The sequence below is a fragment of the Halalkalibacter oceani genome (assembly GCF_023715605.1).
Taxonomy (GTDB): domain Bacteria; phylum Bacillota; class Bacilli; order Bacillales; family Bacillaceae_D; genus Halalkalibacter; species Halalkalibacter oceani.
The window spans coordinates 203619-221429 of the sequence record NZ_JAMBOL010000003.1 but is presented as its reverse complement, the minus strand read 5'-3'; the positions used below and the strand labels follow the sequence as shown (position 1 = coordinate 221429).

Sequence of the window (17811 nt, the reverse complement as noted above, 5' to 3'; positions counted from 1 at the left end):
CTGGAGGATGAAGCCAAACTAGTTCACAGCACCCACTAGCTCTCTGAATTGGCTTTTCATGCTCCCATCTTCATCATCGTTTTTCTAATGTGTAATTGTTCGTGAATAATAGTATTAATTGTTTGATAATTTATCATATCAAATGGCTTCTGTCAATCAGAAAATGACGAACAAAAGAAAAGATTTTTTCGTTTTTCTTCGTGAATAGCGTGATTGACGATAATTTTGTATCAAAAGAAGTCCGTTATCATATATATCGACTAGAGGAGGGGAGGCTTTGAAACATGTCGTAGGACCGGGAGAGACAGTGGCCATCATTGCGGCCAGCTATCAGATTCGGCCAATTGATCTGATCATGCTCAATCCGATCATTTACGCGGAAAACAGTTATGTTCCTCGCGGAGTCGAGCTTACACTTCCGCAAGAGGCGAAGTATTGCCCAGACACGTTCATTGATGACGTAAGGACAGAGTTTGGCCACGAACAGCTGGTGGCATTGCTGCCTGTCTGGAAAGAAAAAGGGATTCGCAGTGAAATCATTGGCTATTCGGTCATGAAAAAACCGATTTACGCATTTTTTATCGGCAGCGGGAAGAAGAACGTTTTTTATTCGGGAGGCTGGCATGCGAACGAGTGGCATACAGCAAAGCTGCTGGCTCGTTTCCTCGACCGGCTTGCCTCATACAAGCAAAAAAAAGAAGCATGGTTTGAGTACGACATCGAAGCGATATTGCAGCAAGTGACACTTGTCGTCGTTCCACTCGTCAACCCGGATGGTGTTGAGCTTGTGTTGCAGGGAATTTCCCCTGAGCATCCTTATTATCAGGACGTGCTTGCCATCAACAAAGGGATGACCAGGTTCGATCACTGGTCGAGCAATATTCGCGGCGTCGATTTGAATCATCAATGGCCGGCGGAGTGGGAAAGAGAAGCGGGTGAAAGTCCCCAGGAGCCTTGGCCGCGTCATTACAGCGGGCAGGCTCCATTAACCGAGCCGGAAGCACTTGCGGTGTATGAATTAACTCTTCGTGAGTCGTTCTCTCATGTGCTTGCCTTCCATTCCCAGGGTCAGGTGATCTATTGGGGCTATCGCGGCTATGAGCCGCCTGAGAGCAAAGAAATGGTGACGCGCCTTTCTCTTGCCAGCTCTTACACGCCGGTTCACACAGCAGACAGCGACGGCGGTTTTAAGGACTGGTTTATTCAGGAAACTGGAAGGCCGGGCTTTACAGTGGAGGTCGGGAGCGGCATCAATCCATTACCGCCAGGGGCCTTTGCCGAAATATGGGCAAATAATGTCAAGCTCGCACTTGAGGGTCTGCAGCTTTAAACGCAAGTGGCTGGGCAAAATTTTGCCCAGCCACGATCTTTTTCTCGCAACGGGCTTGTGGCAGTTTTGTCTCAAAAAGCAAAAGCCGATGAATCAAGATCATCGGCTTTCCATTAAATGGGCCTATTCAAATTTAAGCGCATCGCCGTCAAATGACTCGTCGGCAACTTTAATTGAATCCGTCGGGCAGCCCTCTTGAGCATCAATCATATCTTCCTCAAGCTCCTCAGGCACTTCAGCTGTCCCTTGATTATCATCAAGAATAACGAAGGCAATTCCTTCATCATCATAATCATAAATATCTGGAGCAGCCGCGCCGCACGCACCGCATGCAATACATGTGTCTTTATCGACAATTGTATATTTAGCCATGGTTAAACCTCCAATTCCACTCTCTTTTCTATTGTTTAATGTCGCATCTTCTGATTTATTGTAAAACGGAATGAGAAACATTTCAACCAATTCAACTGAACAGTGCCATTATTTTTTTCAACTTTCTTCTTTCTTACACGTCCACTCAGACGATTTTCCACCCCATTAAACGTGGAATTTGCTAAAATAAACAAAAGAGCTAGTTTTTCGCAGGAAAAGGTGGGAGGCGAATGAACGCCCAGCAAGCATTCATTTGTATCATTATAAGCGCCTATGAGGCAGACCGTTCGATTTATGGCGTTTACCATATCGTAAAAGGCAAGAAATCTTCTCAAACCATTCAAGACGCAGCCTTGTTTTCCCTGTTGCCTTATTTTGGCCTGCTGCCGGCGTTAACACGGGCTGAACTGGAGCAGGCTGTACGGGAACTTCATCAGCTGAAATGGCTGGAAAAAGTCGGCGAGGACCGCTTCGTCTTAACGGGACAAGGTCAGGCGGCACTTGACGCTTTTCTACAGCTTCATCCGGTTATGAAGGAGCTAAACGGCTGGGAGTACCATACGTTGACGGAGACGGCCTGGCTCAGGCTGCGCTTGTATATTCAATCGTTAACCCATCTCGTCGCCAGGACGCCATCCTTTTATCCGCTGACGCACGAGCCTGACATCCAGCGCTGGGTGAAAAACATGCTGCCGCCGTCTGATAAAAGGGAGACCGTTCACCGTGAGCTGTATGCGGAGTTAGTATCCTTTTTAAAAACCTGCCGGCAGGAGCAGGCCTTTGTTTTTGTCCATCAATTATCAGGGGAAAAACGGGCTGGAATGACAAAGCAGCAGCTCGCATCCGCACTCGGCTGGCATCCGTCCACGGTTCACCTTTATCATATGGCGACCTTGCATCAGATGTTCAACACAACAGCGAAACAGCCGGAGCGTTACCGCCGCTTAGCGATGTTTGCCGCTGATCTGAAGCAGGAGGTCGTGCTGACGGCATCGACGAAGCAGACAATGGAGCTGCTTGCTGAAGGCTATTCACTTGAGGAGATCAGCCGTATTAGAAAGTTAAAGCAAAATACGATCGAAGACCACATCGTCGAAATCGCCTGGCATCATAGCGCCTTTTCGATCCGGCCCTTTGTCCGTCAGGAATGGGAGCAGCAAATCATTGAGGTGGCGGAGCAGCTTGGGACGAGCCGTCTGCGCGAGCTGAAGGACAGATTGCCGCAGGAGGTCAGCTATTTTATGATCCGGCTGGTGATGGCCAAAAGGAAGGTGAGTCATGGAGCTTGAACGAGCATTACAAACTTTTTTCGGCTATTCGACTTTCCGAAGCGGACAAAAGGACGTTATCGAAGCATTGAGGCAAGGGCAGGATGTGATCGCTACATTGCCAACCGGTACCGGGAAATCGGTTTGTTACCAGCTGCCAGCTTTATTGGCGGAGGGGATCACCGTGGTCATTTCTCCGCTTCTGTCGTTAATGGAGGATCAAGTGCAGCAGCTGCGCACGGAAGGAATCAGGGCGGTTACGGCGTTAAACAGCTTTATGAACTGGAAGGAGCGGGAAAGCGTCCTGCGAAAGCTGTCCGAGTATAAGATGGTTTATCTTTCACCGGAAATGCTGCAAATGGCTCATGTCCAACAGCGTTTACGCGAAGTGGGAATCGCCTATTTCGTCGTCGATGAGGCCCATTGTATTTCGCAATGGGGACATGATTTCAGACCGGATTATTTGCGGCTCGGCACGTTGAAGGACGAGCTTGGCTGTCCGCCGTGTCTGGCGGTGACAGCGACGGCGACAGAAGCGGTGATTGAGGATATGGAGAAAAGCCTGCAACTAAGGGAGCCGGTGCTTCTGCGCTACCCGTCCGATCGTCCGGTGATTTCCTACCGGGTCGAAACGTACCGCACGACGGAGGAAAAGCTCGACAGACTGAAAGAGCTTGTCAGAAAGCTTAGAGGCCCGGGGATGATTTATTTTTCCAGCCGGCTCTGGACGGAAAGATGCGCTCGTCTTTTGCAGGAGGAAGGAATCGGGCGAGTGACGTTTTATCATGGCGGCTTGTCGACAGAGGACCGACTTTTAATTCAGGAGCAGTTTATGAACGGACAAATTGACGTCATCTGCTGCACAAGCGCCTTCGGAATGGGGATTAACAAGAAAGATATTCGCTATGTGCTGCACTTTCATTATCCAGCCGACATGGAGTCCTATGTTCAGGAAATCGGCCGTGCGGCACGCGACGGCAAGCCGAGTCTTGCGCTTTTACTCTATAGTGAAGAAGATAAAGGAAGAGTAAGGCTGTTAACCGACAGACTGGCACTTGAAGAGTCCGGCTTAAAGGACGCCTTACGCTCGATCAGCGGTGGTGCTGAGCTGACAAGAGAGCTGGAAGAGCAGTTTCGTGCGCGGACGGGCGGCGAGGAAGCAATCTGGAGGCTGACGCGCTATTTTTTGCAGGAAGAGGGTGCCTTGAACGGCGAGCGGATTGAGCCTTTTTCCGCCGGACGGATGTATGAACGGATTCAGACAGCCCATGAACAGCATTTGAAGCAGAAACAGCATAAGCTGTCGGCTTTTGAGGCATGGCTTGCGGGTACGGGATGCCGCCGTGAAGCATTACTCGCTTATTTTTCAGAAAAAATAGGCGAACGGCCTGAGCAATGCTGTGATCAGTGCGGGGCGAATGTCGAAGCTTTCTTTAGTGAATCACAGCGAATGTCCGTACCGTTAAAAAGATGGGAAGAAGCACTTGAACAGCTTTTTTTTGAACAGTAGGGGCGGTCTGATGGGCTGCACGCCGCTTCGGGACTGCCCGGGAAAGGGAAACGATGACATCACAAAAAGAAATTCTTGCATCATTAACAGATAAACAGCTGCTTATCCAGGTATATGTTACACAGGGGCTATTGCTCGGTTTGTCCTTCGTCATCGGATTTTTTGTTTTTGACAACTGGGAAGCGTTTTGGGCGTTATTTCAAAATGAGCTGTTTCCTATTGTACTCATTGGCGGCGGCTTGGCCCTGGCTGTCATCATGCTTGATGTTATGCTTGAAAGGCTGCTCCCCGCCGAATGGGTCGATGATGGCGGGCTGAATGAACGGCTTTTCCGAAGCTTAACGACGCCGCGGCTCCTGCTCGTTTGTGCGACTGTCGCCGTGGCCGAAGAAATCTTTTTTCGCGGCGTGCTGCAAACAGCGTTCGGTCTCGTTGCCGCCAGCCTGCTGTTTGCCGTCGTCCATGTCCGCTATTTGCCGAAGCCATGGTTATTTGGCCAGGTGATTGCTGTTAGCTTTTTACTTGGTCTAACCTTTGAATGGACAGGGAATCTTCTCATCACGATTTTTGCCCATTTTCTGATTGATGTCGTAGTAGGGATGTTAATTCGCGCTCGTGCTCAAAAGGACATGAGAGAGGTAAAGGAGGTATAAGATGTCAAGGAAGGTAAATGATCAGGCGGACGGACTCCGTCAGCAAATGAAAAAGCACGAAAGCGAGACGGCTTCCCTTCCACCGCGTTCCGAAGTCCATAAAAACAGACCGAAGCCGATCAAGCTGAAACTCTCATTCCCATTAGTGCGCTTGCTATTGATCTTGTTTTTTATCATTGTCGTCCTCGTCCTGTCCATCCCTTACTGGCTGCAATAGCCGCTTCTATGATCGCTTTGTCCCTCATAGAATGAAGAGGGGGTGAAAAAAGATGAAAAGCAGGCTGGAGGGGGAAAGAGAGGGCATTCAAGTATTGATGAATGAACTCGTCGCGCGGAAGCAAAAATGGGAAGGCGTTGAAAAGGCAAAATCAAGATGGTCGCTGTTTTTGCTCGGCTGCCTCGCGCTGCTTGTTTTTGCCGTCTACCGCTTATTTATCGAAAGCGGAGCTGCTTCCTCGACCCGGCTGATCTCTGTCCTGACGACGGACCCTTTTTTTATCGGGGCCGCGGGCCTTTGCGCGATCGGCTATTGGCAACTCCGCTTTTTCAGCAAAAAGGAGGATAAAGCGGAAAAGGAGTACGAAGAACTGCGGCTTGATATTATCGCCCGCAGCCCTGAGCTGTGGGAGGATGATCGCTCCTGGAAAAAGCGCGAGCAAACATATGCCTTTATGAAACGTGTCCACGGAGTCAATTTGTACCACAAGTGACGGGCTTGCCTCGAAAAGGGGAAAGGCCGGTGAGATAATGCTTAAGGAGCTTGAGACATGGCAATGGCTTCACACGCAACAAAGCCCGTTGTGAGAAACCCACTCACAACGGGCTTTAAAAGATCGTGGCGGTTCCGCTTCATTGCTTAGAGAGACAAAAACAACCTTTTTTCCCAGACTCCTTTGTCAGCACGAGGCAGGGGCCGGCTGTGCCGGCTGTCCGAAGAACAGGTAGCTGGATCGACAAAACGGGGAACCGTGTATATGGATGAGTTGCTCATTGTATGCTTCAATTTGTCCAAAGGCGACTGTTTTTCCTTGCTGGGAGTCAAATACCTCGACAGGAATCCCTAAACGGTAATTAAATGATACGTCTTGGTCGGTTACGAGCGATTTGTTCGTCAGTTTCGTCAGAATCACGTGAATCACTCCTTCATGTTTGTTCATAATCACCCTTGAATGTAAACGTTTCCTTTTCTCTGTTACTTTCAGTATACTGACTATTCCCTAAATATTCAATCAATTTGTTTGTTTTTCTGACGTGTTAAAATTCTTTGTTTTGTCACATTATTACGGTAGCTAAGGTGATAACTGTGTTAGGATAAAATAAGAAAATGTGATAATGGAGTAAGGAGTGGATATTCATGACAGGAGTTCAATTACTTGCGATCCTCGGCTTTGGATTTTTAGCGATGATTTTAGCTGTGAGCATGGCTATTTACATGCTTAAAGTTTCAGATGAAGCTGAATAAAAAAAGAATGTTTTACCGGTTGTCTAAGACTATTTCATGCTGATCGAAAGCAGATGAAATAGTCTTTTTTGTTACCCTGTTTTCAATTTTCTGTTAGAAAGGTACAATAAAAAAAAGAGGAAGGGGAGACGAACGATGCTTAACCGTTTACTTGCAAGAATGGAAGAGCTTTACCCGGAGATGATCGAGCTGCGCCGGCTGCTTCATGCTGAACCTGAATTGTCATTTGAGGAAGTGAAAACGCCGACGATGATCGCCGATTATTTAGAGCGGCTCGGTGTTGAGGTGAAAAGAGGGGTCGGCGGACGAGGTGTAGTCGGTTACATAAAGGGTGGTAAGCCGGGAAAGACCGTGGCGCTGCGGGCTGATTTTGATGCTTTGCCAATTATGGAAGAAACCGGTCTGCCATTTGCATCGAAAAACCCCGGTGTGATGCACGCCTGTGGCCATGACGGTCATACGGCGACGCTGTTGGTCGTCGCCAAGGCTTTGATGGAAATACGCGCCGAGCTGCCCGGGACAGTCGTGCTGATTCATCAGTTTGCGGAAGAGCTGGCGCCGGGCGGCGCAATTGCGATGATCGAGGACGGCTGCCTGGAGGGGGTTGACGCGATTTACGGCACGCATCTGTGGACGCCGATTCCAGTAGGGGAGATCGGCTATAGAGAAGGTGCGATCATGGCCGCGGCCGACCGCTTTGATGTGACGATTCTCGGTCGCGGCGGTCATGGGGCGAGTCCGCATGAAACGGTTGATTCCATCGCTGTTGCTTCAGCAGTCGTCGGGCAGCTTCAGCATATCGTCAGCCGCAATGTCGATCCGCTCAAGTCGGCAGTGATCAGCGTCGGGTCATTTCAAGCGGGCGGCGCCTTTAATGTAATCGCCGATCAGGCGGAATTGGTCGGAACGGTGCGCACGTTTGATCCAGACGTGCAGGAGCTGTTAATCAAAAGAATCGAAGAAGTGATTCAGGGCACTTGCGCAGCAATGGGAGCGAGCTATACGTATTCGTATAAAAAAGGCTATCCGGCCGTCATTAATGATGCTGTGGAAACAGAGCGCTTTGTCAGCAGCGCGCAAGCCGTACATCCAGCAAAGGACATCGTCGAGATTGAACCGGTGATGGGTGGAGAAGATTTTGCCTATTATTTGCAGCATGTGCCGGGCAGTTTCTTTTTTACCGGAGCGGGAAATGAAGCAAAAGGTTTAACGTATCCGCATCATCATCCTAAATTTGATTTTGATGAAAGGGCGATGGTCATTGCCGCCAAAGGCTTAGTGAGCGCTGCCCTCCACTTTTTACAGGAAGCCAAAGCGGAGCAGCCTGTTAGCGGGCAGGATGTCCTCAAAAAAAGATAGGTCCGGGATCTAACAGAGCTGTTTCCCTCATGCGGTATAATGGCAGCAGAGATACAGGGAACATTTTTTATCACTTGTCCGAATATTCGTGCAGGTAGAAGGTTTTGGTCTCCCCTCTGTTTCCGTTTATGACCGAGAGCGAATGTCAGAGATGTTTCAAAAGGAAACTAATCGCCTTTTGAAACATCTCTTCTTAATTTTTAAAAAAAGACGGCTCTGCGGCGTGTCTTATTGCCAAATGAAGGTAAAAAGCCGGAATGAAACCTTTTATCAACATCGGGCGTTACATAAGCATCATGATAAAAGCAAGCTTGCTGGAGAGATAGAGAGACAGGTGTACACCGAAATCGGAGGTCTTGAAGATGGAAGAACAATTAGTTTTGCGCGCAAAGCAAGGAGATGATGAAGCCTTTAGCCAGCTGATTGAACAGCATTTAAAAACAGTGGAAAAATTCGCCTATCAACTTGGTGTTCATCATATGCATGTTGAAGACGTCACGCAGGAAGTGTTTATAAAAGTCTACCGTTTTTTAAATAAGCATAACCGTGGAAAGTTTACAACATGGCTTTATTCAATCACCCTGAATGTCGTCAGGGATTTCTACCGTAGCGAACAGCGTCAAAAAAGAAAAACGCAGGCGCTGAAGCAAATGGCTCCGGAAAGCACGTATGTGGAGCCGTTTTTTGACGAAGAATCAAAGGTGTTGCATGATTTTATTCAATCATTAGATGAGAAATACAAAATTCCGATCATTCTTCATTATTTTCATGATTTGCCTTATCAGGAAATCGCTGAGGTGCTCAATGTAACAGAGGGAGCTGTGAAAACGAGGATGCTGCGAGCAAAGAAGCAGTTGAAAGGAAAGTTTGAAAAAGTAGGTGAGCAGCTATGAATGATCAACAATTAAAAGAGATGATGGATAAACTGAAGGGGCAGTATGATCAGCTGCCGCAAAAATCGTCATCTTCCCATATAATGGCGCAAATTGAAAAGGAAAAACGCCCGCGGTGGGGCCGCTTTTTTCATCGTTGGCAGGCGGTGGCGATGATTGTCCTAGCGCTTGGTCTCGGCAGTGTGCTGACGATCAGTCAGCTTGGAAATTTCAGCTCGGAAGCACCAAGTGACTCAAGTGGAGACGAGGCTGAGCTAGCCGTGATGCCGGATGCCGAAAGTGGACAAAGTGAGGAAGAGGTTACCATATTCAACGATGCTCCGGAAATCAACGAATTCGCAACGGATGAACCGGCGATGGATTCCCGGGAAGCAGTACCGAATGAGAATGAGGATGCTGCTGAATCGACGGATGCCGGGGGCGAGACTGAGGTCATTGAATCGAGTGAGCGGTTCGAGGAAGTAATTATGATGGAAGGGATGGAGGAAACGATCCTCCTTAAGGAAGTGCAAAGTCCGGAACTGAACTTTACGACAAGGGTTAATGAACAGTATGTCGTTGAGCAAATGGCTTCTGAAGAAGGCCAGACGTTGCAGTTTTTTACAAACTTTGCCGGAGAGCCGGCAACGACGCCTTTCTTTACGCTGACAGAAGAGCAGATCGACGCCGCTTCGCCTGAAGAGCTGGAGGCTTCATTGCGTGAGCGCTTTGAAGCCGCCGGCTGGACGGAGAGCGAAGAGGGATGGCCGCTTTCTTCTCATGAGACAGAGCTGACATTTGCTGCCGAACTAAGCTTTGAAACGGAAGGGGCGACGCTTGAAACCGCGATTATTGAGGATGAGGGCGTTTATTACCGCCTCACTGCGGAGATAAACATAAGCGGTGACGGCGGGGAAAGAGTGTTTCGTGATATCGGCGTCCTGCTGAAATACGCTGAATTTGAATAAGCCGGTTTGAGCAAACGCGTCACCCGGGGTGTGCCAAAAGGAAAACCAACCTTTGCGGCGCACCCTGTTTTGCTGGAAACTGCTGAAAAAGTACGATTTCCACTTTTTTAGCAGTGTTACAAAAAAAGGACGTTTTTCAGTGGCCTCGTTTTGCTGCCGGCTGTCGGCTAGCTTGAAAATGTAAGGGAAAGAAGGGACTGTTGTCCATTTCCGCGCATATGTATGATAGAAAAAGGGGATGTCGCTGTGAGGATGGCAGTCTGGGTATATATAAGGATACTGCTGTTAGTAACCGCTTATGGCGGAGTTGCAGCTGCTGCGAGTCTTTTTCCCCGTTCGCCGATATGGGAGCTTTCGGCTTTTATCGGAGAAGTGTTGTTTTCTCCATTTAAGCTGCTGGCGGCCTGTCTGCTATTTATCGCCGGGTTTCTCGCGTATTCATTTTTTATTCGCGACTTGATCAGCAGCTACGTTCCGCATTATACAAAGAGACCGGGAAAACGTCCGACGCTCGTGTTTGGCTGCGCCGCATTAGTAACGTTTGTCCCTCTCTTTCTGAGTCATCGTTTTCTCGCATGTTTCGCGCTTTTTCTTGCTCTCTGGTATGGTATAATGGATGTCGGTTTTATGAGAAAACGCTGGAAATAGGAAGCTAAGGAGTACTGCATAGGATGAACATCTTCATTTACCTTATGGTGGCGGCAGGAGCCGTCCTTGTTTTTTATATGATTACGGAGGCTTTTCGGACGCGGGTTCGTCATCATCAGCTGTCATTCGGGCAACTGCCGGCAGCCTTTGACGGCTTCCGGCTGTTTTTTATTAGCGATATTCATCGCCGTCGCCTGCCTGATCCGCTCATTGAAACGATCCGGGGAAACGTCGATCTTGTGATTATTGGCGGCGATTTATGTGAAAAAGGAGTGCCGCTTGCCCGGATTGAGGATAATTTGCGCCGGCTCGCCTCACTCGGACCGTGCGTCTTTGTCTGGGGCAATAACGACGAAGAAGTCGGAGCGCAGCAGCTGCGCCGGTTGCTTGCGCGTCATCACGTGATCGAGCTTGTCAATTCATGTAAGGTCATTACGCGCGGAGCGGATCAGCTGTTTATCGGTGGGGTGGATGACATTGGACACAAGCGGGACGACCTCAGTCAAGTTAACGCCCAGAGCGAGGAAGGCTTTGCGGTTCTTGTCAGTCACTACCCCGATATCGTCGATGTTTTGCCGCACGATCACCCCTTTTCTCTCATCCTGAGCGGGCACACGCATGGGGGACAAATCAGAATCTTTGGCTGGGGACTGGAGGAGAAGGGACAAATGAAGCACAGGCCCGGTTATGTGCATCTCATCAGCAATGGCTTTGGCACCTCGACCCTCCCGCTTCGATTGGCTGCTCCCGCTGAAACCCATCTGATCCAGCTTCGGCGGGCAAAATAGCGTTGTATAAAGGAGTTGTACAAAGTTTACACAAGTTGTATCATTCGCTATACTGGGGAGTAAGTAGATGAACGTGTAAAGCCCAAAGATCAGGCGCGTTATGTACATTTGAATGTGACGGGCCTGAGTTGCGGCTTCATGAGCGCGAAAATGAGACGTTTTTTCGTTACTCAGCAGGAGGAGAAGGATATGACCTCGAAAGAAGGGAAATATAATATTAAAGCGATTTCGACGATGTTAGGAATTCAAGCGGGTACTCTCCGGGCCTGGGAGCGCCGCTACCGGATTGTTAAGCCAATCCGCAATGCAGCGGGACATCGCCTGTATTCTGATGAACATGTCGCAATTCTGCGCTGGTTACTTGATAAAGTAAATAAAGGGTTTACGATTGGACAAGCTGTCGGCCTGTTAGAAAAAGATCACGCTGTTTCACTGAATTCCCAGCAGGAAGCACGCTATGAAGATTATGCGGCGAGGCTTGGCGACGACATGTTAACAGCGCTGCTTGCTTTTCGGGAAAGGGAAGCCCATGATTTGTTAAATCAGGCTTTCAGTATGTTCAGTGTCGATAAAGTAACGGTCGACATTTTAGGCGCCCTGCTTATAAAGGTTGGGGAGTTGCGGAAAAATGAGGAGATTTCACTTGCCGGTGAGCAGTTTGTCACGACTTTTTTACGGACGAAAATTGGCATGATTCTTCACAGCTTTCCGGTTGATGGCTTTTTACCAAGGGTCGTTACTGTCTGCGGACCTGATGAAGCCGATGAATGGGGCTTGATGAGCTATAAGCTGTTTCTGCGGCAGAAAGGGTTTGAAGTCATCTGCTTAGGCAAGAAAATTCCGGCTGACGATGTCGAACAGGTCATCAAGGAAGTGGAGGCACGGATGTTCTTTACATCCTGTATGAAGGATGGAAATCTTCCCGATGTGATGGACTTGATAAGACGGCTTAGTGAAGCGTACCCACAGCTGATCATTGGTGCTGGCGGCAAGGCGATCGAGCAGCACGGCCCGGCAGAAAAATACCGGGTAGGGTCGACAAGGCCGGAGTGGGAAAGCTGGCTGCAAAAACAGCTCAGGGGATAGAAAAAAATGGTCTTCCTGTTTACGAACCTTCTTTTCTGTCTTCTCATATCGTATAGTAAGACTTTTCTACGGATGAATCCGCTTAAGCATGTAGGGAGTTCAGGGACAAAGGAGGGGGAAACATGCGTCTTGAACGCTTGGCATCTAATAAATTCAAGGTGTTTTTAACATATGACGATTTAAAGGAACGGGGCATATCAAAGGAAGATTTGTGGCAGGATGTGCCAAAGGTTCATGATTTGTTTCGCGATATGATGCTTGAAGCAGATGATGAGCTTGGTTTTAAAGTAGACGGCCCGGTGGCTGTTGAAGTATATGCTATGCCGGCGCAAGGCATGGTGATCATTGTGACAAAGGGCCTGCCTGATGATCACTATGGACTTGATTACGATGAAGGGTATATTGAAATGCAGGTCACGCTTGATGAGACGGAAGAGATCTTTTATGAATTTCAGGATATAGAAGATGTGATTGATCTCGCGGCGCGGCTGTACGCCTTTGGCGCGATAGGTGGCACGCTCTACTCGTTTGAGAACCGCTATTATTTGAGCTTCGAGGAGTACGACCTCGATGAGATTGAAGAGGAAGCATTTGTCGCCCTTTTGTCTGAATACGGAAATCCTGCGACCGTTTCTTCCTTCCGCGTAGCCGAATATGGCAAAGTGATTGCAGAGCACGAAGCGATTTTACAGCTGTATATGAATTTCATTGGAGGAAAAAGGACTGATCAATGATAGAATCAGTCTTTTTTTGCCGTTTTCTTGAAAAAAGATTATGATACAATAGCCTAGACTAGTTCCACTTAGAGAAATGGGCGAATAAACTAGTGATACATAATGTTGGCGAGAGGTGAGCACGGAATGAAGATAGCAGTATTATACGGGGGGATTTCAGCAGAGCGGGAAGTGTCCTTATCTTCAGGTAAAGGAATTATAAAAGCATTGGAGCAGCGGGGACATGATGTCGTTGGCATTGATTTTCATCCTGAACGGCTTGAGGAACTGCTAAAGCTGGATGTGGATATGGTATATATTGGCCTGCATGGCCGCTATGGGGAGGATGGCAAGATCCAGGCATTGCTTGATATGCTTAATTTGCGCTATGTCGGTTCGGGCGTCCAGGGATCGGCTCTGGCGATGGATAAAGCGCGGGCGAAGCTGTTTTTCGCGCAAAACGGCACACGGACGGCGAAGGAGCAGGTTCTTTACCGCCATTCGTACGAGCGCGGGCAGGTAGAGATTTCACTGCCATTTCCGTTGGTTGTCAAGCCGAATCAGGAAGGGTCGACAATCGGGATTACGTTTGCGGAAGATAAGGAGCAGCTTCTGGACGGAATTGATGAAGCGTTTAAGCTTGATGAAACAGTATTGATTGAGGAGTTTGTTTCCGGGCGAGAGGTAACGGTGGCGGTAATGGGAAATCGCGGTCAGGAAAAAGCGCTGCCGGTTGTTGAAATTGTCCCGAAAAATAAATACTATGACTACGAAGCGAAGTATGCTGCCGGAATGAGTGAGCATATCGTTCCAGCGAGATTGACTGATGAGTATACGGAATATGTGAAAAAACATGCCGTGCTTGCCCATCAGTCGCTCGGCTGCGATATTTATTCCCGCGTTGATTTTATCGTGCCCGAGGATGGAACAGAGCCGGTCATTTTGGAGGTCAACACCCTTCCCGGCATGACGCCGACAAGCTTATATCCGGATGCCGCGAAGGCGATCGGGCTGTCATATGAAGAGATGATCGAGGAGCTTGTTACGCTTTCCTTGAAAAAATAAAATGGCTTTTTTAACCGATGTAGCGTCTTTCGCGCATCCTTGGACTTGTCCCGAAAAGGTAAATTCGGCCTAGTGGGACAGGTCTTTTCATTCGTGGCTCGCGAAACACAGCGGTGGCAGCATGCTTTCGTTCGTTTCGTAAAGAATAAAAGGGAGATGAAGCGGCAGAAGCATCTCGTTTCCGTCGGTTGTTGTAAATTGGTATACTAAAAAAGAACTCAAGTAAGCGTGGCAGTGTAAAAAAGAGGTGGAAAAATGAACGATGAAGATGTGATCATAGTCGGGGGAGGGCCATGCGGCCTGGCGGCAGCGATTGCCTGCAAGGAGCGCGGTCTACATCCGTTAGTGATCGAGAAGGATCATGTCGTGAGCGCGATCTATCGCTATCCGACGCACCAAACCTTTTTCAGCACGAGTGAGAAGCTGGAAATTGGCGGGGTTCCATTTGTGATTGAAGGGAGAAAGCCGAAACGGAACCAGGCGCTCGTCTATTATCGTGAGGTCGTCAAGCGGAAGGAGCTGCGAATTCATGCCTATGAGCGCGTCGAGGCAGTTGCGCGTCAGGAAGATGGTACATTTATCGTGCAAACGACTAAAAATAACTATCGCACTCCGTATGTCATTATCGCGACAGGCTATTATGACTCGCCGAATATGATGGGAGTGCCCGGTGAAGAACAGGATCATGTCTTTCACTACTTTAAGGAGGCTCATCCGTTTTTCGATCACGATGTCGTCGTCATTGGCGGCAAGAACTCAGCCGTTGATGCGACGCTGGAGCTGGAAAAGGCCGGTGCGCGAGTGACGAATCTGTATCGTGGCAGCGATTATTCGTCAAGTGTGAAGCCGTGGATTTTACCGGAATTTGAATCGCTTGTCAGACACGAGAAAATTAAGATGGAATTCAATGCCGAAGTAAAACGGATTACAAAAGACGAAGTGATCTACCAGGTCGGGCAGACGACAAAGCGCGTCCGGGCTCAATTTGTTTTCGCGATGACCGGCTACCATCCCGACCATTCGTTTTTGCGGAAAATGGGGGTCGAGGTCGATTCGGATACAGGCCGTCCTCTGTTTGCCGAAGAGACGATGGAAACGAATGTCTCTGGGTTGTTTATCGCTGGGGTGATTGCTGCAGGCAATAATGCGAACGAAATCTTTATTGAAAACGGCCGTTTTCACGGAGAGGCGATTGCCGAGGCGATTGTCAGCCGCCGGCAGCAATAGGCTGGACCGTTCCCAAAAGCAAGGATTGAACATAAATCAGGCAAAAAAGATGGCTTACACAGGGGAAGAGACCTGGTATGCCATCTTTTTTTAAAAGATAAAAATAGCCGGAAGGTTCGATGAAGACCGCTACGCGCTTTTCTTTATTGGAGAAAATAGGATTGGAGAAGCTCACGGTCATCTGTTTTCTCTAGCGTGACCATCAGCTTTAATCGCGCCTTTTGCCCATTTAACCCGTTTGTGAAAATAACGCCGAGCTCGCGCAATTCACGCCCGCCTCCTTCGTAGGCGTAGTTGTCCTGCACGACGCCGCTGAAGCAGCGGGAGACAAGCACAATCGGGATGTTGCGTTTGATGAGCTCTTTGAGTGCCGGGACAATCGCCGGGGGAACATTGCCTTGGCCGAATGCTTCAATGACAAGGCCGTCGGCGTCTGATTGCATCGCCAAATCGATGATGTCGCGGTCCATACCGGTGTATACCTTTAAAAGGATGACTTTTTTTGTCAGCCTGGAAACGGGGTACGATTCCCTTTTCGTGACAGTATGGTGAAAAAAGATGTCGCGCTTTGTGACGATGCCGAGCGGGCCATATTGCGGACTTTGAAAGGTCGCGATATTGCTGGCGTGCGTCTTGGTGACATTTTTAGCACTGTGAATCTCATCGTTCATGACGACGAGGACGCCTTTGCCACGCGCTTCGTCACACGTCGCCACGCGAACGGCGGTGATCAGGTTATGTGGCCCGTCGGCTCCTAATTCATTGCTTGAACGCATCGCTCCAGTAATGACGACGGGAAGCTGCCAATTAACTAATAGATCGAGCATATAGGCCGTCTCCTCAAGCGTGTCCGTTCCATGTGTGACGACAATGCCGTCAAGGCCGTCACGTTCCGTTCTTTCCCGCAGCCGTTCAGCGAGGTCGACCATTAAAGCGGGAGTCATATGAGGCGAAGGCAGATTGAGAAAATCATCGACCGTAACCGAGGCAATGCTTGCTAGCGATTCAATCGTGGAATATAATGGATGTATTGCTGTTGGAATCGTTCCTTGCTCTTCTTCCTTCATCGCAATAGTACCACCAGTATGTAAAACAAGAATTTTTTTCAATTTAAGCACCTCTATTTCTTTCCAAGTGAATGAAGGCGGGAAATGCCGAAAGTGTGCCCCTGCACTACCGAACAAAGAAATGATGCAGCTCGTGAAACAGACTTCTGCTTTCCGCGGAAACGATCTCTGTATCAGGAGTAGTGGCGTCCTCTCTAATTTGTCCGGATCGTCGTGTAGTTGAACTACTTTTGCCCCAGCCTCTATTATGATAACATACGATCTTAAAAGTATCCTCTAAGATCCTGCTGGCATAACGAAAGGATATAGAGAAAAGGGAGGATAACGTGTTTGCGATTGTGACGGCAGCGATGGCACCTGGCATGGCATTGTTGTCTTATTTCTATTTACGAAACCACTACAGTTCCTATACAAGCGCCTTTGTTTTTCGGACGTTTCTGATTGGTGTATTGCTTGTTTTCCCCGTAATGGTGCTGCAATATGCTTTTATTGAGGAACAGTTCTTTGAAAATCTGCTTGTCCAGTCGGTCGTGCTCTATGGGGTAATCGAGGAATTTTTCAAATGGTTTTTATTGTATTTCTTTGCCTATCAGCATGCCGATTTTAAGCGGAGATATGACGGGATTGTCTTTGGCGTTGCCCTGTCGCTCGGATTCGCCAGTCTGGAAAACGTCCTCTACCTGCTGGCAAACGGCTTGGAAACAGCGATTGGCAGAGCGCTTCTTCCGGTCTCCAGTCATGCGTTATTTGGTGTACTGATGGGGTATTATATGGGTAGGGCGAAGCTGGAGCGGGCCTCGAAAGCCAAGCATTTGACTTTGGCCTTGTTTTTTCCTATTCTCTTACACAGTATCTATGACAGCATTCTGCTGTTGTTCGACACCTATTTTATTATCGGGATGCTTCCATTTATGCTCTTGTTATGGTGGCTTGCTTTAACGAAGGTGAAACGTGCCCATCAATTGGACCAATAGAAAGTAAGAAAGGTGGTTATTATGTCTGAAGGACGTTATCGCGTTGTCATTCGCTGTCCGGTCTGTGGAGAAAAATATATTCTCAGAGGAAGACGAACCGAGTCAGGCGAGTATGAAACCGGTTTTAAGCGCTGTGTATGTGGGAATGCGGAGCATTTGCATATTGACGCAACACCGGAATGAATACTTCAGGAAAAAAATTTCACTTGCAAAATGGTTTGAATTGTTGTAATTTTGATTAAACGAAAAACTCATTTACATACGATTTCTTATCAAGAGAGACGGAGGGACTGGCCCGACGATGTCTCAGCAACCAGCCATTCATGGTCAGGTGCTAATTCCATCAGGTCGCGATGATCTGAAAGATAAGAAGAAGCGAATTCATAACCAAACACCTTCTTCTTAATGGAATTTAAGAAGTGGGTGTTTTTTCATAATTTGGTAAAGGT

Annotated in this window: 20 protein-coding genes, 1 riboswitch and 1 other annotated feature (1 of these 22 cut by a window edge); of the genes, 17 read left to right on the top strand and 3 right to left on the bottom strand. The window is 48.4% G+C overall.

Annotated features, from left to right (window positions below; all coding sequences use genetic code 11):
* Window positions 1–86: a binding site (T-box leader), on the bottom strand (it extends 140 nt beyond the left edge of the window).
* A gap of 191 nt (window positions 87–277) precedes the next feature.
* On the top strand, window positions 278–1330 hold the full coding sequence (locus M3202_RS06070) for a M14 family metallopeptidase (RefSeq protein WP_251222448.1): 1053 nt from the start codon (window positions 278–280) through the stop codon (window positions 1328–1330).
* Between the two features lie 123 nt (window positions 1331–1453).
* On the opposite strand, the gene M3202_RS06065 is transcribed toward M3202_RS06070, so the two are convergent.
* Complete coding sequence (locus tag M3202_RS06065) at window positions 1454–1702, bottom strand: ferredoxin (RefSeq protein WP_251222447.1); 249 nt, start codon at window positions 1700–1702, stop codon at window positions 1454–1456.
* 230 nt (window positions 1703–1932) lie between these two features.
* Here M3202_RS06065 and M3202_RS06060 point away from each other — a divergent pair, with 230 nt between their 5' ends.
* The 5 genes from M3202_RS06060 to M3202_RS06040 are packed head-to-tail and all read left to right on the top strand — an operon-like array spanning window position 1933 to window position 5843.
* A complete protein-coding gene (locus tag M3202_RS06060; RefSeq protein ID WP_251222446.1) occupies window positions 1933–2991 on the top strand; it encodes a YpbB family protein in 1059 nt (352 codons plus the stop codon).
* Window positions 2981–4480 (top strand): RecQ family ATP-dependent DNA helicase, encoded by a 1500-nt coding sequence (locus M3202_RS06055; protein ID WP_251222445.1) that lies wholly within the window; start codon window positions 2981–2983, stop codon window positions 4478–4480. The genes M3202_RS06060 and M3202_RS06055 overlap by 11 nt, the downstream gene beginning before the upstream one ends.
* A 53-nt stretch (window positions 4481–4533) precedes the next feature.
* Window positions 4534–5133 carry a CPBP family intramembrane glutamic endopeptidase gene (locus tag M3202_RS06050; protein WP_251222444.1) on the top strand — a complete coding sequence of 200 codons (600 nt, stop codon included), beginning with the start codon at window positions 4534–4536 and terminating at the stop codon, window positions 5131–5133.
* Window position 5134: 1 nt separating this feature from the next.
* Window positions 5135–5350, top strand: coding sequence for a hypothetical protein (locus tag M3202_RS06045; protein WP_251222443.1), 216 nt, complete (start codon window positions 5135–5137; stop codon window positions 5348–5350).
* 52 nt (window positions 5351–5402) lie between these two features.
* The gene (locus M3202_RS06040; protein ID WP_251222442.1) at window positions 5403–5843 is read left to right on the top strand and encodes a DUF2663 family protein; all 441 of its coding nucleotides are present in this window, start codon (window positions 5403–5405) and stop codon (window positions 5841–5843) included.
* Window positions 5844–6029: 186 nt separating this feature from the next.
* Here M3202_RS06040 and M3202_RS06035 read toward each other — a convergent pair whose 3' ends face one another.
* A complete protein-coding gene (locus tag M3202_RS06035; protein WP_251222441.1) occupies window positions 6030–6263 on the bottom strand; it encodes a hypothetical protein in 234 nt (77 codons plus the stop codon).
* Window positions 6264–6730: 467 nt separating this feature from the next.
* On the opposite strand from M3202_RS06035, the gene M3202_RS06030 reads away from it, so the two are divergent.
* The 9 genes from M3202_RS06030 to M3202_RS05990 all read left to right on the top strand — a co-directional run bounded on the left by M3202_RS06030 (window position 6731) and on the right by M3202_RS05990 (window position 15321).
* Window positions 6731–7954 (top strand): M20 family metallopeptidase, encoded by a 1224-nt coding sequence (locus tag M3202_RS06030; RefSeq protein ID WP_251222440.1) that lies wholly within the window; start codon window positions 6731–6733, stop codon window positions 7952–7954.
* A 362-nt stretch (window positions 7955–8316) separates the two neighbouring features.
* Window positions 8317–8847: an RNA polymerase sigma factor gene (locus M3202_RS06025; RefSeq protein WP_251222439.1), complete on the top strand. Its 531-nt coding sequence runs from the start codon at window positions 8317–8319 to the stop codon at window positions 8845–8847.
* On the top strand, window positions 8844–9794 hold the full coding sequence (locus M3202_RS06020) for a hypothetical protein (RefSeq protein ID WP_251222438.1): 951 nt from the start codon (window positions 8844–8846) through the stop codon (window positions 9792–9794). The genes M3202_RS06025 and M3202_RS06020 overlap by 4 nt, the downstream gene beginning before the upstream one ends.
* Before the next feature lie 252 nt (window positions 9795–10046).
* Entirely contained in the window at window positions 10047–10442 is a 396-nt protein-coding gene (locus M3202_RS06015; protein ID WP_251222437.1) for a hypothetical protein, read from the top strand.
* 23 nt (window positions 10443–10465) lie between these two features.
* The gene (locus M3202_RS06010) at window positions 10466–11230 is read left to right on the top strand and encodes a metallophosphoesterase (protein WP_251222436.1); all 765 of its coding nucleotides are present in this window, start codon (window positions 10466–10468) and stop codon (window positions 11228–11230) included.
* 189 nt (window positions 11231–11419) lie between these two features.
* Window positions 11420–12316 carry a MerR family transcriptional regulator gene (locus M3202_RS06005; RefSeq protein WP_251222435.1) on the top strand — a complete coding sequence of 299 codons (897 nt, stop codon included), beginning with the start codon at window positions 11420–11422 and terminating at the stop codon, window positions 12314–12316.
* A 122-nt stretch (window positions 12317–12438) separates the two neighbouring features.
* Entirely contained in the window at window positions 12439–13050 is a 612-nt protein-coding gene (locus M3202_RS06000) for a genetic competence negative regulator (protein WP_251222434.1), read from the top strand.
* Between the two features lie 126 nt (window positions 13051–13176).
* Window positions 13177–14094 carry a D-alanine--D-alanine ligase family protein gene (locus M3202_RS05995; RefSeq protein ID WP_251222433.1) on the top strand — a complete coding sequence of 306 codons (918 nt, stop codon included), beginning with the start codon at window positions 13177–13179 and terminating at the stop codon, window positions 14092–14094.
* A gap of 255 nt (window positions 14095–14349) precedes the next feature.
* Window positions 14350–15321 carry a YpdA family putative bacillithiol disulfide reductase gene (locus tag M3202_RS05990; RefSeq protein WP_251222432.1) on the top strand — a complete coding sequence of 324 codons (972 nt, stop codon included), beginning with the start codon at window positions 14350–14352 and terminating at the stop codon, window positions 15319–15321.
* 143 nt (window positions 15322–15464) lie between these two features.
* Here the strand turns inward: M3202_RS05990 and M3202_RS05985 are convergent, their stop codons facing one another.
* Complete coding sequence (locus tag M3202_RS05985) at window positions 15465–16430, bottom strand: asparaginase (protein WP_251222431.1); 966 nt, start codon at window positions 16428–16430, stop codon at window positions 15465–15467.
* Between the two features lie 284 nt (window positions 16431–16714).
* Between M3202_RS05985 and prsW the strand changes: the two genes are divergently transcribed.
* On the top strand, window positions 16715–17362 hold the full coding sequence (gene prsW / locus M3202_RS05980; RefSeq protein WP_251222430.1) for a glutamic-type intramembrane protease PrsW: 648 nt from the start codon (window positions 16715–16717) through the stop codon (window positions 17360–17362).
* 21 nt (window positions 17363–17383) lie between these two features.
* Complete coding sequence (locus tag M3202_RS05975) at window positions 17384–17545, top strand: hypothetical protein (RefSeq protein ID WP_251222429.1); 162 nt, start codon at window positions 17384–17386, stop codon at window positions 17543–17545.
* 83 nt (window positions 17546–17628) lie between these two features.
* Window positions 17629–17734, top strand: a riboswitch (SAM riboswitch).
* The last annotated feature ends 77 nt before the right edge of the window (window positions 17735–17811 follow it).